This window comes from Parafilimonas terrae (genome assembly GCF_900115755.1).
Taxonomy (GTDB): Bacteria; Bacteroidota; Bacteroidia; order Chitinophagales; family Chitinophagaceae; genus Parafilimonas; species Parafilimonas terrae.
The window spans coordinates 17,495-35,102 of the sequence record NZ_FOXQ01000020.1; the positions used below are offsets into that span (position 1 = coordinate 17,495).

Annotated in this window: 13 protein-coding genes and 1 pseudogene; 11 read left to right on the plus strand and 3 right to left on the minus strand. The window is 39.1% G+C overall.

Annotation, left to right across the window (positions count from 1 at the left end; translation table 11 throughout):
* The first annotated feature begins 237 nt into the window (after positions 1-237).
* The 5 genes from BM015_RS20635 (at position 238) to BM015_RS20655 (ending at position 8,131) form a co-directional block, all read left to right on the plus strand.
* Entirely contained in the window at positions 238-3,294 is a 3,057-nt protein-coding gene (locus tag BM015_RS20635) for a choice-of-anchor tandem repeat GloVer-containing protein (protein WP_090663149.1), read from the plus strand.
* Between the two features lie 171 nt (positions 3,295-3,465).
* Complete coding sequence (locus BM015_RS20640; protein WP_090663151.1) at positions 3,466-4,848, plus strand: mercuric reductase; 1,383 nt, start codon at positions 3,466-3,468, stop codon at positions 4,846-4,848.
* Positions 4,849-4,942: 94 nt separating this feature from the next.
* Positions 4,943-6,484 carry a serine hydrolase domain-containing protein gene (locus BM015_RS20645; RefSeq protein WP_090663153.1) on the plus strand — a complete coding sequence of 514 codons (1,542 nt, stop codon included), beginning with the start codon at positions 4,943-4,945 and terminating at the stop codon, positions 6,482-6,484.
* A 243-nt stretch (positions 6,485-6,727) separates the two neighbouring features.
* A complete protein-coding gene (locus BM015_RS20650) occupies positions 6,728-7,675 on the plus strand; it encodes an FAD-dependent oxidoreductase (protein WP_090663155.1) in 948 nt (315 codons plus the stop codon).
* A gap of 3 nt (positions 7,676-7,678) precedes the next feature.
* A complete protein-coding gene (locus BM015_RS20655) occupies positions 7,679-8,131 on the plus strand; it encodes a GNAT family N-acetyltransferase (protein WP_090663157.1) in 453 nt (150 codons plus the stop codon).
* A gap of 206 nt (positions 8,132-8,337) precedes the next feature.
* Here BM015_RS20655 and BM015_RS20660 read toward each other — a convergent pair whose 3' ends face one another.
* Both BM015_RS20660 and BM015_RS20665 read right to left on the minus strand, forming a co-directional pair.
* Positions 8,338-10,293 (minus strand): vWA domain-containing protein, encoded by a 1,956-nt coding sequence (locus BM015_RS20660; RefSeq protein ID WP_090663158.1) that lies wholly within the window; start codon positions 10,291-10,293, stop codon positions 8,338-8,340.
* 36 nt (positions 10,294-10,329) lie between these two features.
* Complete coding sequence (locus BM015_RS20665; RefSeq protein ID WP_143075933.1) at positions 10,330-10,638, minus strand: hypothetical protein; 309 nt, start codon at positions 10,636-10,638, stop codon at positions 10,330-10,332.
* Between the two features lie 159 nt (positions 10,639-10,797).
* Here BM015_RS20665 and BM015_RS20670 point away from each other — a divergent pair, with 159 nt between their 5' ends.
* The 6 genes from BM015_RS20670 (at position 10,798) to BM015_RS20695 (ending at position 17,280) form a co-directional block, all read left to right on the plus strand.
* Positions 10,798-11,373, plus strand: a complete 576-nt coding sequence (locus BM015_RS20670) for an RNA polymerase sigma factor (RefSeq protein ID WP_090663162.1) — start codon at positions 10,798-10,800, stop codon at positions 11,371-11,373.
* A complete protein-coding gene (locus tag BM015_RS20675) occupies positions 11,366-12,682 on the plus strand; it encodes a carboxypeptidase-like regulatory domain-containing protein (protein ID WP_090663164.1) in 1,317 nt (438 codons plus the stop codon). The genes BM015_RS20670 and BM015_RS20675 overlap by 8 nt, the downstream gene beginning before the upstream one ends.
* A 454-nt stretch (positions 12,683-13,136) precedes the next feature.
* On the plus strand, positions 13,137-13,421 hold the full coding sequence (locus BM015_RS20680) for a co-chaperone GroES (RefSeq protein WP_090663166.1): 285 nt from the start codon (positions 13,137-13,139) through the stop codon (positions 13,419-13,421).
* Between the two features lie 102 nt (positions 13,422-13,523).
* Positions 13,524-15,161: a chaperonin GroEL gene (gene groL / locus BM015_RS20685; protein ID WP_090663168.1), complete on the plus strand. Its 1,638-nt coding sequence runs from the start codon at positions 13,524-13,526 to the stop codon at positions 15,159-15,161.
* A gap of 327 nt (positions 15,162-15,488) precedes the next feature.
* Positions 15,489-16,697, plus strand: a complete 1,209-nt coding sequence (locus tag BM015_RS20690; protein ID WP_090663170.1) for a DUF4062 domain-containing protein — start codon at positions 15,489-15,491, stop codon at positions 16,695-16,697.
* 4 nt (positions 16,698-16,701) lie between these two features.
* Complete coding sequence (locus BM015_RS20695) at positions 16,702-17,280, plus strand: hypothetical protein (protein WP_090663172.1); 579 nt, start codon at positions 16,702-16,704, stop codon at positions 17,278-17,280.
* A 50-nt stretch (positions 17,281-17,330) separates the two neighbouring features.
* Here the strand turns inward: BM015_RS20695 and BM015_RS21945 are convergent.
* Positions 17,331-17,519: pseudogene (locus tag BM015_RS21945) on the minus strand (IS982 family transposase); the annotation flags it as partial.
* Between the last annotated feature and the right edge of the window lie 89 nt (positions 17,520-17,608).

The window sequence follows — 17,608 nt, forward strand, 5'->3', positions numbered from 1 at the left end:
TGACATGTAGTATTCCATACAATACTTAAATGCAATGCCGGTAAAGGTTTTCGGGCTTATATTTTAATTTGAAGTCAATTTCACATATATACAGCATCACTAACAGCTCAGCCTTTTACATTTCATCAACCCATTTATACAATTCAGTCATCACAGGCTTGCTGTTGTACTTAATTCAAAAAAAATTTACAGCGGAATTCATCTGAACAATTTCATCAATACAACTAAAACTTTTTTATGAATCATTTTTCCGCTAATCAAAACCACAATGCACTGCACTGTAAAAAAAGCAGTATAAATATTTTACTGATAGCACTATTACTTGCATTTTCTTTTAATGCAAAAGCACAGAATGTGCTCGTGGGCTTAACATCAAATGGTGGCATTAATGGCAAAGGCACAGCTTTTCAAATAAATACCAACGGCAATAATTTTTCAATTATTAATGGCTTTACCGATTGGGGTAATACGCCTCACGGCAGTTTATTTAAAGATACGGATGGCAATTTTTATGGCATGACGAACAGCGGCGGCACGAATAATTATGGAACTATTTTTAAAATGACACCAGCCGGTGAAATAACTATATTAAGGCAACTTGTTTATGCTACCGATGGCGGCTATCCTTACGGTGAATTAATTAAAGGCGCAGATGGGTACCTGTATGGTTTAACTGCAGCCGGCGGCACAAATACTTATGGTACTATTTTTAAAATTTCAACCGCTGGTGATTTTAGTGTTATAAAACATTTGGCTTATGCAGATGGCGCTAATCCGCACGGGCATTTAACCCTGGCATCAGATGGTAATTTTTATGGAATAACCTATAATGGCGGCACCACAGGCGGCGGCGCTATTTTTAAATTAACGCCCGGCGGCGTGTATTCTGTTATTCATTCGATGGTTAAAACAACAGAAGGCGCTAACAGTTATGCCAGTTTAACCGAAGGCGGCGACGGCAATTTATATGGCACTACTTACGCTGGTGGCCAATATGGTTTTGGAACGATATTTAAAGTAACAAAAGCCGGTGTGCTTACCGTATTGAGGCATCTCAATTCCACAACGGACGGCACTTATCCGCAAAGCGATTTACTTAAAGCAAAAGATGGATTTTTATATGGCACCTGCTATGGCGGCGGTCAATACGGCGGCGGCACCATCTTTAAAATTTCAAACAAAGGCGCTTACACAGTATTAAAAAACCTTTCTGTTGGTGCAGATGGCGGTTATCCTTATGGCGGCCTTATGCAATACAACGATACAAGTTTTTATGGCATCACCCGCTCCGGCGGAACAAAAAGCGGCGGAACAATTTACCGGCTTACTACAACAGGCAAATACACCATTATACACGCATTGGATTATAACAACGAAGGCAGCAGCAGTTCTTCTGTACCGGCCAAAGGCAACGATGGTAATCTCTATGCAATGGCAAGCGCCGGCGGCTTGCTTAATTATGGCATTATATTCAAAACAACTGTTGCAGGCGATTTTACCATACTTAACACATTCAATGGTTCGGTGCAGGGCAACACTCCTTATGGTTCTTTTATCAAAGGAAAAGACAGCGCTTATTATTGCATGGCGAATGCAGGCGGCGCTTATGGCCATGGCAGTATTGTAAAAATTTGTGGCGGCACTGCAACCGTATTGCATTCATTTAATAAAGTAACTGAAGGCGGTTTCCCAAAAGGCAGCCTTTTACTTGCATCCGATGGTAATTTTTATGGCATGACTTCAACCGGCGGCATAAAAGCGTATGGCACTATTTTTAAAATAACACCAGCCGGCGTATTTACCGTGATACATGATTTTATAAGTTCAACTGAGGGTGGAACTCCCGCCGGGAATTTAATTCAGGCAAAAGATGGCTTTTTATACGGGATGACAACCGGCGGCGGAGCAGGCAATGCAGGTACCATCTTTAAACTGAAAACTTCAGGCAGCAATTTTACAGTAGTAAAAAGTTTTGTGTTTGCAACGGATGGCGGCGCACCGCAAGGCAGCCTGTTGCAGGCAAAGGATAGTAATTTTTATGGAATGACAAGCAACAGCGGGCGCATTTTTAAATTAACCCGTACAGGCGTTTATACAAACCTGCACACCTTTAACAGCAGCTATGAAGGTTATAACCCAATGGGCAGCCTTATTCAGGGTAAGGATGGATATTTATATGGCACCTGCAGCGATGGCAGCGCCAATGCAGCCGGTACTATTTTTAAGGCAGGGCTCGATGGGTCAATTAAAATGGTTGTAGCGCTTAATAAAACCACCCAGGGCAGAATGCCGAAGGGCACATTAATGCAAGGCCCTGATGGAATGCTGTATGGCACAACAAGCATTGGCGGCACTTATAATGCAGGCACAATTTTTAAGCTTACAACATCAGGAACGCTTACAGTTTTACGGCATCTTAACCTGGCTACTGATGGCGGCAATGCTTACAGCGCATTAATCTTCGCACCAATAAATAATCTTGTAGCCGATGCAAAAAAAGCAAGCGTAAATGAAGACAGTAAAGTACAGATAACACTAAGCGGTTCCGGCGGAAGCCCGTTGAAATATACAATCATAAATAAACCTGTACATGGCAAACTAACCGGCACTGCACCCGCAATGACTTATACGCCAAATAAAAATTACAGTGGAAAAGACAGCTTTAGCTACCTCGTAAAGGTTGGGTGCATTGCTTCAGCAAAAGCATTTGTTTTAATAACTGTTAAGCCAATGCCGGACACGCCGGTGCTTGCAGCCATCGGTAACAAAACAATAAAGAAAGATTCAACACTAAAATTTACGGCGAAGGCTACTGATGCTGATGCAGGTCAGAAAATAACTTATTCATTAATTGGCGCTCCTGCAGGCGCAACCATAAATGCAACCACCGGGGCATTTAAGTGGAAAGCAACGGCTGCAGGAACCTTTACATTTAAGATAAGAGCGACAGACAATGGCACGCCAGCCTTGTATGATGAAGAGCAAATAAAAGTGACTGTAACAAAAACATTGGCTGCAATGGCTGCTGAAAACCCTGAAGTTACTGAAGCAACAAGCGTGAATATATTTCCCAACCCGGCACATGACATTTTACATATTTCCATACCGGCGGGCACTGAAAATATTCTGGCAAGGATTATTGATGTTAATGGAAAAATCATTTCAACATACAACCTTAAAAACAATGGTAAAGTAAATGCAGAGGTGAACATATCATCTTTAATGAACGGTGTATATTTTCTGCAGGTGCAGGCAGGAGAATTAATACAAACATTGAAGTTTATAAAGAATTAAGCGCTGTTACAGGCTGTAAATGCAGTTTTACGCATTGCTTGCTTTGCAGTTTTATATTCAAGAGGCTGTTTAATAATCATCCTTTTCAAAATGCTGTTGTTACTTTTGAAGTATTTTATAGAATGTTTTTAAACAGCTTCTTAATTTATTCACACAACCGTTACAATAACCATGAAAAAATTTGATGCCATCATAATCGGTTCTGGCCAGGGAGGCGCACCGCTTGCAAAAGCACTGGCTAAAGCAAAATGGAAAACAGCATTGATTGAAAAAAAATTTGCCGGGGGCACCTGCATTAATTATGGCTGCACGCCAACCAAAACAATCATATCCTGTGCAAAAACAGCATATAATGTTAAGCATGCAAAAGAGTGGGGCATTAATGCTGCAAAACATGAGGTTGATATAAGAACAATAATGAAATTCAAAAACAGGGTTGTAAATGAATCAAGAAATGGTTTGCATAATAGTCTTACTTCCACACCGCATCTTACTTATATAGAAGGAGCGGCGAAGTTTACCGGTTTTAAAGAATTATCAGTAGAATTAAGCAAAGGCGGCATAATGCAATTAAAGGCTGAAAAGATTTTTATTGATGCGGGCGCCAGCCCTGCAATTCCTGCGATTGAAGGCCTTGATGAAATTAAGTATTATACATCACAGTCATTACTGGATTTAAAAGAAATACCAGAATCGCTGATCATTATCGGTGGCAGTTATATAGCGCTGGAATTTGGGCAGACATACAGCCGGTTTGGAAGTAAAGTAACCATTCTCGAAAGAAGTAAAGATTTTCTTCCAAAAGAAGATCGTGATATTGCCTTGTGCATACAGCAAATACTTGAAACTGAAAATATACATATTCATACCGGGGTTGATGTATCAGGTGTAAAAAAGTCGGGCAGAAAAATAAGTGTAGCGTTCACAGAAAATAATAAAACATCATCATTAAGTGCAACGCATCTTTTAATTGCAACCGGCAGAAAACCCAATACAAAACCATTGGATTTGGAGATAACCAATGTAGCAACAGATGAACGTGGTTTTATAAAAGTGAATGATAAACTCGAAACTTCTGCAAATGGCATTTATGCTATCGGTGATGTAACCGGCGAACCACAGTTCACGCATATTTCCTATAACGATTATGTTATTTTGAAAGATAATTTATTGAATGGAAAAAATAATTCAACCCAAAACAGGCAGGTACCTTATTGCATGTTTACCGATCCGCAACTGGCCCGCACAGGCATTTCTGAAACAGAGGCCAGGAAACAAAAACTGCATTATAAAGTAGCCACGCTATCAATGAAACACGTGGCAAGGGCAAGGGAAACCAATCATACAAAAGGTATGATGAAAGCAGTAGTTGATGCAGACACAAAACAAATTTTAGGCGCTGCCATTATTGGTGAAGAAGCAGGTGAAACAATAGCCGCATTGCAAATGGCAATGCTTGGCAAAATAACTTATACCCAACTTGCAGAGATGGTTATTGCACATCCAACTTACGCAGAGTCTATTAATAATTTGTTCCTTCCCCTAATAAAGTAGTTCAATACCGGCAAGTATAAAATGATATAAGAAATAAACTGTCCTTTCTTATAAAGAACACATGGTATATTAGCGATTCAATCATTACTAAGCTATGATATATAAAAAATCAATTGTTGCATTGCTGTTTATTATTTTCTGTGTTCAGGTAAACAGCCAGTCATCGCTTCCCCGCAGCACACCGGAAGCCGAAGGTGTTTCTTCAAAAAACATTATACAGTTTTTAGATGCAGCCAATACAAGCAAAACAGAGTTTCACAGTTTTATGCTGTTGCGTCACGGAAAAGTAGTTGCAGAAGGATGGTGGAACCCTTATAGTGCCGATCTGAAACATACGCTGTATTCAACCAGCAAAAGCTTTACAGCAACTGCGATAGGCTTTGCAGTAAGCGAAAATTTATTATCGGTAAATGATAAGGTTGTATCATTTTTTCCAAACGATTTGCCGGATACTGTTAATGCCTTCTTATCCGCACTCACGGTGAAAAATGTTTTAAGCATGAGTGACGGCCAGGAGCCTGACCCTACCGGCGCAGTTGTTGGCCGCGACAGTAATTGGGTGAAGGGATTTTTATCAACGCCAATATTGCATTATCCCGGCACAGAATTTTTATACAATTCTTTAGGCACTTACATGCTTGCTGCTATTATTCAAAAAGTAACGGGGCAAACAGTGCTTGATTATTTAAAACCACGTTTATTTGAACCTTTAGGTATTCATGGCGAAGATTGGGAAACAGATGCACGTGGTATTAATACAGGCGGCTGGGGATTGAGATTGAAGACAGAAGACATGGCAAAATTCGGGCAGTTATTTTTACAAAAAGGCAATTGGAATGGTAAACAATTATTACCTGTTTCATGGATTGAAGAAGCTACTACTGCAAAGATTTTACAGGATCCCGATGCACCGCAATCAAAAAGGGATTCAAGCGACTGGCTGCAAGGTTATTGCTACCAGATGTGGCGCTGCAGGAATGAAGCTTACCGCGGCGATGGCGCGTTTGGCCAATATATAATCGTAATACCAAAAAAAGATGCAGTTATTGCAATAACTGCCGAAACGCCCGATATGCAGGAAGAGATTGACCTTGTATGGAAATATATATTGCCCGCATTGCAGGACGAAGCATTGCCGGCAGATGCAGCGGCTTCATCACAACTAAAAGAAAAATTAGCTTCACTGGCATTATCAATACCGGCAAATGCAAGCGCATCTTCTTTGCAAAAAACATTAAAAGGCAAGACTTTCAAATTGCAACCAAACCAAAAGAACATTCAATCAATCTCATTCAAATTTGATAATGATGTTTGTTATGCAACTATAACCGATACGGCGGCACACAATTTCGCTTTTGGCGCTGGCAAATGGATGCGCAGTACAACAACCATGCATGGCCCCAATCTTGTTGCCGGCGCAAAGAACAGCCTTAATGGTTTGCCTGCATTTGTTACAGATGGCGCTTATAGATGGACAGATGATAAAACGCTGGAACTTACATTACGCTTCACTGAGAGCCCGCATACATACACCTATATTTGCAGTTTTGATGGAAAAAAAGTTACAGTGAATGTAAAAACCAGCTTCTATTTTGGCAAAGGCGATATAAGTATAGTAGGCGAGGCCACTAAATAATGTTGCAATGGTGAACCAATGATGTTGTTTTAGAACACTCAATATTCAACACTCAACAATCAATGTTCAATTGGTAACATCAATGAAATGATCAATTGAATATTGAGCATTGATTATTGAATATTTCAGAAAATATCTTTTAATGATATTGAAACGCAAAAAACTACAACTCGTGGCTATTGGCCCCGGCCCTGCAGCTTACAGCATGAAGCTTGCAGCCTTATTAAAAAAGCATTAACCGATATGAATAAAAAAATTGTAATTATTGGCGCTGGTATAAGCGGGCTTGCTACTGCTTATATTTTAAGCGGCAGCAATAAATATGATATAACAGTTTTGGCAAAAGAATTTTCTCCCAACATTACATCTAACAGGGCTGCGGCATTCTGGTATCCTTACCAGATAAGGTTTGATAAACGCGGCATCGCATGGAGCAAAAAGAGCTATGATTTCTTTAAAGAGCTTGCAAACGATGCTTCGTCGGGCATAAGCATGAAACACCTGTTAAAAGTAATACGTAAAGATGTAGTGGAAGAAGCACCAGTATGGCTTGAATTTATCCCGGAAGGCGTTTGTACAATAGTGCCTGAAAATCAGTTAGCACCTGATGTGCAAAAAGCTTATGATGTATTGGTGCCGCTGGTTGAAACACAGATATTCCTTCCTTACCTGCAAAATATTTTTTCAACACGTAATGTTGTTTTCAAACAACAGGAAGTAAAGAGCTTTGATGAGCTTTCATCGTTCGATATCATCATTAATTGTACGGGTTTGGGAGCACGCAGTTTATGCCATGATGATGCCATCATCCCTATACGCGGGCAAATAGTTCTGCTTGAAACAGATACGTCGATGCCTATTTATATGGACAATGAAACACCTTTATACATTGTGCCGCGTAAAGATGCGATGATTGTTGGCGGCACTTATGAACGCGGTGTTTACGATGCAGTAACAGAACCTGAAACTTTGGAACGCATCCTTTCCAACGCTTACAATGTATTTCCTCAATTAAAAAACCATAAGATATTAGGCAACTGGGCGGGCCTCCGGCCTTATCGTCCGCAGGTGAGGGTTGAGCGTGAACCCGATACTAATATCATACATAATTATGGACATGGCGGCAGTGGTTTTACTTTAAGTTTTGGTTGCGCATCAGATGTGGCCAACCTTGTTGAACAAATGAATTAATTTATGAGTATTACAATCAGAAGAATAATTAAAGAAGATTGCGCACGCCTGCTTGAGCTCGTGCATGAACTGGCGGTTTATGAAAAAGCGCCGCAGGAAGTTACGGTAACGCTTGACCATTTTATTGAAAGCGGGTTTGGCGAAAAGCCCGTGTGGTGGGGCTTTGCAGCGGAAGAAGATGGCATTGTGCTGGGCTTTGTTTTATACTACATACGTTATTCCACATGGAAAGGACAACGCATGTATCTTGAAGATTTTTTAGTTACCGAAAAAGCACGCGGCAAAGGTATTGGCAAACTATTGTTTGACCGTTTGATTGAAGAAGCCAAAGAAAAAAAGTTTAATGGTATTGTGTGGCAGGTATTGGAATGGAATGAACCAGCCATTAATTTCTATAAAAAATATAATGCATCTTTTGACGCCGAATGGATTAACTGCAGCATTGAAATAAAGTAGTTTGACTAATTATAAATAACTTTCTTACAGCTTAAGAAACTATTGAGTTATTTGACCAGATTGGTCTTGAAAACCGGTCAGACGCTTCAGTAAACAATTAATTCTTTTTAAGCCTCGAAAAGCGTCAGACCGGTAAGTAGCGATGATACTTTTATTATTCAAGCCACCAAAAGCTCCCCGCTATAAATAAATTATAGAACGATTGTTCAGTCATCATTGTCATCAACAATAACAGAAGCCGTTTCTTTTTGTTTTAATGATGATGCTTTTTTTACAAGATTGATAAACTCTTTCCTGTAACCTTCGTCATCATTTTCAATTGCAGACTGTGCTATATTCTTTACACTTGAGAAATCAGCTTCGCCTTTATATTCAGAATCGCGCAGCAGCATGCCAAATGCTGCAACGGCGGTTGCAAAACGAAAACTACCTGATGTTGAATTGAAAGCAATGTCTTCATCTTTTAGCGAACGTTCAATCAAAACACTTTTATCGCCATCCGGTTCTTTATAACGCAGTTTTATATTCATTACCTCATCATTAAAACCACTCTTTGATAATGGTTTTATTTTTTGATAGCGCAATGCGTCCACATCTTTCAACATTGTATCTTTTATACCGGCGGGAATTAATTCATATAAAGCCGTAACTGTATGGCCGCTGCCCAATTCACCTGCATCCTTTTTGTCATCGTTAAAATCTTCTTTGTTCAATAATCGGTTTTCATAACCAATCAAACGGTAACCCTGTACTTTATCGGGATTGAACTCAATCTGCAGCTTTACATCTTTTGCTATAGTAAATAATGTTCCGCCAAACTCATTTACAAAGACTTTTTTTGCTTCGCTGATATTATCAATGTAATTATGATTTCCGTTTCCTTTATCGGCAAGCGTTTGCATTTTTGCATCCTGGTAGTTACCCGTTCCAAAGCCCAGCACAGAAAGAAATATGCCTGAGCTTCTCTCCTTTTCTATCAAGGTTTGCAGTTCATCTTCACTGCTCTGTCCCACATTAAAATCTCCATCGGTACAAAGTATAACACGGTTATTGCCGCCTTTTATAAAATTATTCCGGGCAGCTTTATAAGCAAGCTGAATGCCTGCCCTGCCTGCAGTTGAACCACCTGCTTCCAGTGCATTAATGGCATCTTTGATCTTCATCTTTTCATCGCCGCTTGTTGATGGCAACACCAAACCTGCATTGCCTGCATAAACCACCAATGCAACTTTATCCTGCGGGCGCAATTGGTCAACCAATAATTTTAAAGATGATTGCACCAATGGCAATTTATCAGGCTCATTCATACTTCCGCTAACGTCAATAAGGAAAACAAGATTGGAAGCAGGGAGGTTTTGGGTTGAAATTTTCTTTCCCTGCAATCCAATCATTACTAATTTATGCTGGGCATTCCACGGGCAATTTGATATTTCTGTATTAATGCTGAATGGCGTATCGCCTTGCGGCTGTGGATAACTATAGTTGAAATAATTGATCATTTCTTCAATACGTACTGCACCAGCAGGCGGCAACCGGCCATCATTTATAAAGCGGCGTACATTGGCGTATGACGCGGCATCTACATCAATAGAAAAGGTAGAAAGCGGGTTATCATTTGTTTTTAGGAATGGATTTTCAACAATGTGGTCATAACCTTCTGTATTGAAGTTGCCATTGTAACGCCATGATTTATCATATTCTTTTTCCTCTTTATACCGGGTTGAATAGCTCATGCTTTTATTACCCCGTATATAAATACCTGCAGCCTTGCCGCTTAATTGTTGAGATAATACCGGCGCTGCATTTAAAGCAATATCAGCAGTTTCGCTTCCATAACCTGCAACAACAACTTCATCAAGTTTTGAAATTTGAGGCTTTAGCACAATTGTATAATCTGATTGATCAGAAAGCTTTACTGTTGCCGTTTTATAACCAACAGAGGATGCTTCCAGCGCTTTAACCCTATCATCAACAACAATAGAAAACTTACCATTAGCATCTGAAACAACCCCGTTTTTTGTGCCTTTTGCAACAACAGAGGCTCCCATAACCGGCTTTCCATTTTCATCCTGTATCGTTCCTGTTATTGTTCTGTTTGTTTTTGAAGTAAAGGCAAAGCTCAGCAGGGCGAGCAAAATGCCCGCAAAAAATATTTTTTTCATATTGATTATTTTATTGGTTGATTAACGGTTACTTAATTACTTCTCTTTAGGTTTTGAGATGGGTGTTTTTATTATACTGTAATTACCCGTTGGCATATTGAAACGAATTGTGCTGTCGGGTTTTATAACGTACATGTTATCCGGTGTTGCAGTATAAATATCAAAATGATTGCTGTTGCCTTTGTAAGTAAGTTTTGGCGTTGGCAACCTTAAAACACCATGGTTTAAACTATCTGTAAACGGGTATGCCGGTTTTGCTTTTTGTTGCGCTTTTACAATTGAAAAAGAAAGCAGGGCAATCATGATGCACATAATGATTTTTGTGTATGATTTCTTTGTTCGCATAGCCGCTGGTTTAATAAGGAGATGCAAACAATTTTCTGATTACATAAGGATGCAGAAAAAAATTTTATGCTTTCATAAATTTTGAACCACGAAGCATTAAAGCTCGAAGTTTCACGAAGCTTTGTGCATCTTTGTGCCTTTGTGGTTAACTATTAAAATTTGCCCGCACAGTTAAAACATATACAATCCATCGCATCATTAACAGATGAAGCATTGCTGGTTGAATTCAAAAAGCAAAACGACCAGCAATTGCTGGCCCAGTTGTATATGCGTTACACTAGCCTGGTATATGGCGTTTGCATGAAATATTTAAAAGATGCAGAAGCGGCAAAGGACGCAGTGATGAATATTTACCAGGAATTATTAACAAAGCTGCAAACACACGAGGTGGATAATTTTAAGAGCTGGTTATATGTAGTGGCAAAAAACCATTGCCTGATGCAGTTGCGGAAAGATAAAAAAATGCAAATCGTCGAATTTACACCAACCGTTATGCAATCGGAAGACTTTTCGCATCTTGACGATGTGCTTGAAAAAGAAAGCGAATTAAAAAAGCTGGAATTTTGTATTGAACATTTACCGGATGAACAAAAGCAAAGCATTCAGTTATTTTATCTTGAAAGCAAATGTTATAATGAAATAGTTGAACAAACCGGTTATGAATGGAATAAAGTGCGAAGCCTTATACAAAACGGGCGGCGTAATTTAAAAATCTGTATGGAAAAAAATGGCTGAGCCGTTAAAACATATCAATTATTCGTTTGAAGATATTCAACGGTATTTGCAGGGCAGAATGTCTGCAACAGAAATGCATGACATAGAAAAAGCTGCCTTGCAGGACCCATTTCTCGCCGATGCTATAGAAGGTTTTAATGAAGCCGATATTAACACCGCCAAACAACATTTGAATGAGATAAATGCGGGCCTGTTTGCAGAAAAGCAAAAAGCCAAAGTTGTTGCCTTTAATAAAAGAACAAGATGGCTGAATATTGCTGCATTGGTTGTTGTGCTTGCAGGCGTTGGTTTGGTAATATCTTTCTTAACAAAAACATCGTCTTCAGATAAGCAGGCAGAGATTGCCAAAGTGCAACCGGCGCCGGTTAAAAAAGAAGCTGTAAAAGACTCTTTTGCTGCACCTGCTAATACTGGTAATGTAATTAAACAGGCAGATACAACTTTATTAATTGCAGAAAATAAAACGGCAAAAAAAACACAGCCTTCATCGGCTAAAACAAAGGAGAAAGAAAAAGCTGAAGTTGCTAATGCAAATACACCAATTGAAGCGGAAGAAGATTCTTATAAAACAGATGTTGCCATTGCAGCTTCCCCCGCCCCCATTCCTGAAAAAACGATGATGTCAAGGGCATATTCTGCAGCTGCTGCTAATGCAGACAGTATGCAAACAGCTCTGCGGGGAAAGGTTAGCGGCTTTTCTGTTCTGCCAACTACTTTTTCCGGAAAAGTGGTTGATGAAAACAATAATCCTATTGCAGGCGTTTCTGTGGTTTCAGCAGACAATAAAGCTGCAGTTTTAACCGATATAAACGGTGATTTCAACCTGCAAAAAAATGATACATTATTACATGTAACTGCAAGTACGGTTGGGTATAACACCCAGAGCACAGCATTACAGCAGGGTTTTAATAAACCAATCATGTTAAAACAAAGCAGCGGGTCTTTAAACGATGTGGTAGTTACCGGTTACGGTATAAAAAGGAAAAGAAATGCTTTTACAGATTCACTCATTCGTGCGCAAAGGAAAATGAGCGGCGATTCTGCCATGCCGGTGGGCGGGTGGAATAATTTTAATAATTATGTGGTTACACAATTGAATAAAGACACCACAACATCAGGCATAACTAATCCAAGAGACCTTGTAGAGCTGGAATTTTTGATAGATAATTCCGGCAATCCTTATAATATTAAAGTAACCAAATCGCCCAATGATGTGTATAGCACAAAAGCCGTGGAGATATTAAAGCACGGCCCAAAATGGACGAAGCCTGCGAAAAAGAAAAAGGCTAAAGTGGTAATTAATTTTTAATAACTGCCGGGTTCCGTTACCATTTCCTGCCCAATCACACATATTTTTCAAATTTTGCACAGAGGTTCCCAGGTTCCTGGCACCCGATGCCATCTGCACTGCTTGCTGAAGGGGCCCGCGATTAAAACCGGGATAGATGAGATGACACCCTGCTTGTATAAAGGGGTTCAGGCGGAGAAAACGCCATTTGTTCAACTGCTGATAACATAAAAAATAAGGCTTAAAGCACAAACTTTAATGATTTTCATAAACCCGTGGAATTTCTATTGATGGGCAAGTGAAATTTTGTCATTCCTTTCTGAAAGCTTTTCTTTGCCGCCACTTTTAAAACTGTCAGGGTTAAGCAATTCCGTGAAAATTTGGCTTTAAGCCCGGCAGTGGCAAAAAAATTGATAACGGTTTGCCTGCCGACAGGCAACATCTATTCAGTTAAATTTTAAAATTTATACATTTTATGGCTAAAACAGACATCAAGGTTACCCCATTACACGACAGGGTAATAATCGAACCGGCTAAAGCCGAAGAAAAAACTGCAGGCGGAATTATCATCCCTGACACTGCTAAAGAAAAACCACAGCGTGGCACTGTTGTAGCAGCAGGCCCCGGCAAAAAAGACGAGCCTGTAACCGTTAAAGCGGGCGATACTGTACTGTATGGCAAATATGCCGGTACTGAAATCAGCATCGAAGGCACTGATTATCTTATTATGAGAGAAAGCGACATTTTGGCGATTGTTTAATTTAAAAATTTGAAGATGTGCTAATTTGATAATATTAGCAGCTTCAGGTTTTCAAACTCAATTTTCAAATTTTCAAATTATTAAATTTTCAAATTAAATACTATGTCTAAACAACTCTTCTTCGATATTGAAGCGAGAAATAAAATGAAACGCGGCGTTGACGTATTGGCAAACGCAGTGAAAGTAACATTAGGTCCTAAAGGCCGTAATGTGGTGTTAGAGAAAAAATTCGGCGCACCTTCTGTAACAAAAGATGGTGTTACCGTAGCCAAAGAAATTGAACTGGAAGATTCTATCGAAAACATGGGTGCACAAATGGTGAAGGAAGTAGCTTCCAAAACTGCAGATATTGCAGGTGACGGTACTACTACCGCAACCGTGTTGGCACAGTCAATCATCAGCGAAGGTTTAAAAAATGTTGCTGCCGGCGCTAATCCAATGGATTTGAAACGCGGTATTGACAAAGCTGTAGCTGCTGTGGTTGAAAACCTGAAATCTCAGAGCCAGACCGTAGGTGCTGACGCTAACAAAATTCAGCAGGTGGCTTCTATTTCCGCCAATAACGATGATACCATCGGTTCACTGATTGCTGAAGCTTTCGGCAAAGTGGGTAAAGATGGCGTTATCACAGTTGAAGAAGCAAAAGGCACTGAAACCAACATCGAAATTGTTGAAGGTATGCAGTTCGACCGCGGTTATCTTTCAGCTTACTTTGTTACCAACAGCGAAAAAATGGAAGCTGAACTGGAAAAACCTTACATCCTGATCTACGACAAGAAGATCAGCGCTATGAAAGACATTCTTCATATTCTTGAAAAAATTGCTCAGCAGGGCGCTCCTTTGCTCATCATCTCTGAAGATTTGGAAGGTGAAGCATTGGCAACATTAATCGTAAACAAACTGCGCGGCACTATTAAAGTAGCTGCTGTAAAAGCTCCGGGCTTTGGCGACCGCAGGAAAGAAATGCTGAATGACATTGCTACCTTAACAAAAGGTATCGTTATCAGCGAAGAACAAGGTTATAAATTGGAGAATGCAGACCTTTCATATTTAGGCCGTGCAGACCGCGTTGTAATTGACAAAGACAATACAACTATTGTTGGCGGTTCAGGTTCTAAAGATGATATCCAGGCACGCATCAATCAAATTAAAGCACAGATTGAAACTACAACTTCAGACTACGATAAAGAAAAATTACAGGAACGCCTTGCTAAATTAAGCGGTGGTGTAGCTGTATTAAATGTTGGCGCAGCTACTGAAGTTGAAATGAAAGAAAAGAAAGACCGTGTTGACGATGCTTTACATGCAACACGCGCAGCCGTTGAAGAAGGTATTGTACCTGGCGGTGGCACTGCTTTCATCCGTTCAGTTGAAGCTTTGGAAAAATTAAAATCAGACAATGAAGACGAAGCAACCGGCATCAACATCGTTAAACGTGCATTGGAAGAACCATTGCGCCAGATTGTTGCTAACGCAGGTATTGAAGGTTCTATCGTTGTACAAAAAATAAAAGACGGCAAAGGCGATTTTGGTTTCAATGCCCGCACAGAGAACTATGAAAAATTATTCTCTGCCGGTATCATCGATCCTACTAAAGTTGCCCGCGTGGCTTTGGAAAATGCAGCATCTATCGCAGGTATGTTGTTAACAACAGAATGCGTGATTGCTGATAAGCCAGAACCTAAGTCTGCCGCAGCAGCCCCGGCTGGTATGCCAGGTGGTATGGGCATGGATTATTAATCTTTGGGTTTATATTTTTAAAAGGGCCGTTCGTAAGAGCGGCCTTTTTTGTTTTGAGAAAAAACCGAGATTTTAGGGTGGTGTAAGTAATTAATAACAAGAAATAAGTAGTGTGGTTGGTCAAACCTTTGTGCTAAATATTTCTATGCCGCTTCTAAGTAATGTGCAAAGACACATATTACGTACCTTCTTTCTACTATCAATAAATAAAACATATTAAAAAAAAGATTACCTTAACTTACAAATTATATAACTGCCTATAAAAGCATCTTAATAGCGCTAAACTAACAACCCCAAAATAGATTTCAAAGGATATAATGCCTGCCTATGATTTATAAAATTCATAAAGTCTTTATTAGTTCTACGTTTGAGGACTTGAAAGATGAACGCAAAAAAGTAATAGATGCTTTGCTTGCAGAAAATTGCATGCCTGTAGCCATGGAATTTTTTGCGGCTTCTGATAAAACACCTATTGAAATAATTAACGAGTATATGCAGGATTGCGATTATTACCTCTTAATTATAAAAGGCAAATACGGGTCACTGCACGAAAACACCAATACCAGTTTCACTGAAATGGAATACAATTATGCCATGGAAAACAAAATCCCCCTCATTGCCTGCATATACGACCAGCCCGACAACCTTACAAGGAAAGAGATTGAATATGAAAACATAGATTTGAGAAACAAATTGGAAACTTTCATAAATAAAATAAAATCCAACCATACTGTGCACGGCTGGAATTCTGCCGAAAACCTAGCCCAAACACTACTGCACTCCCTACGTCGCTTTTTTGAAACCAGGCCTCGCCATGGCTTTGTGAGAACAAATAATAGCAGTATTGCCGACAACCCAGAAATTTTGCATGCAAAGCATTTTGATGAAATTAAAATACAACAGAAGAAAATAGGTTATATCAAGTTTATTCACTTTCAGCCGGTTAAAAGTCCAAGCCCCCCAGTTTATCATCGCTACCTGCCTCGGCTAAAACATTCTATACCTATTTACAATGAATATGTTTTATTCAAAATCAATGAGTTCAATGAGACCATTACCGGTTTTATTGCAAAAGACTCATCTACAGGCACCATTGACTTAAATATACTTAACCCTTGGCAGCCTAAACTAAAGTTGCCTGAAGGAACATATGAACAAACGCCGGGCGAAATAGAAGAAACCATACATACCCCATCAAAGATTTTCCTTACCTCGACTCATTACTACAACGCATTTACCAAAAACCAAACTCTGGCAATTAAAATGGAAAAGGACACGGTAAAAGCCAGGCTGATCATAGACTTCAGGTATGTGCTGAACGATGAGGAACTAATAAACCTGAAAGTCATTAAAGCCTGGTGTATATCAGGCGCTACCGAAAGAAAGTATAAGTTGAAAGTGTATAACATCTTTCCTGATTACAAAAAAAAGTTTTCGCAAATTGAGGGACTTTATTGGGTAAACGCAGAAAACTTAAAAAAGGGTGATGTCATAAAAATGGACTTTTCTGAAGCTATTAACTGGAAAACAAATTAAAACTATGCAGCAAACCTACATTTTTGGATATGGCTCCTTAATAAATCTTAACAGTATTTCCAAAACATTGCGTCGCCCTCTGGTTAAAAATGATTTGTGGGTAATAACAATACAAGGCTGCAAAAGAACCTGGAGCATAAAAGACGATGTTTATTCAGAGAAACTTCAAAAAGCAGTATCTGCTGTTTTTTTAAATATAGAAATAAATAACCAGTTAGAAAGTGTTTGCAACGGAGTTATTTTTAAAGTAAATACAGAAGAATTAAAATACCTCATTTGCCGCGAAAAAAATTATTTACCCGTTGATGTAACCAATAAAACAATTGGTTTTGATATAAATGATAAAAAAATAATATCATTTATAGGCAAACCAGAGTTTATTATAAGAACCCCAAACGATAATTCTTTTGTTATGAACAATTATCTTCAAATTTTATACGACGGGTGCAATTTTTGGGGCAAAGAATTTAGGAAAGCATTTTTAAACTCAACGCAACTAAACCCCTTTTCTATTTTAGACGGTGACTATAGATTTATCGATAGTAAGCAAAATGAAGCAATCAACACGGATAAAATACCCTAATGGTAATATCTGCTCAATAAAATATTATAAAGCTTAACCTGTTGGCGGAGTTAATTCGCGAGTGCATGTTTAACCCTGCTTACCGGTTTGTTGTAAATAAATTTATTTAAGAACTGTAAAACAGTAAAACCTGTAACCTTTGCCAGTATTCTGGACTTGAAGCCTGCAAAGGATTTGGCATAGTTTCTCTGTATCATAAACTGGTCGCATAATTGAGAGAAAACGGTTTCTATTGTCTTAGCCCCCTATAAACTGGACAGATTTTTCAAAAAGGTTTAGACCGTTTTTTTGTTTTTGGGATTGAGTTTTTGAAGGCATCTGCAACAAA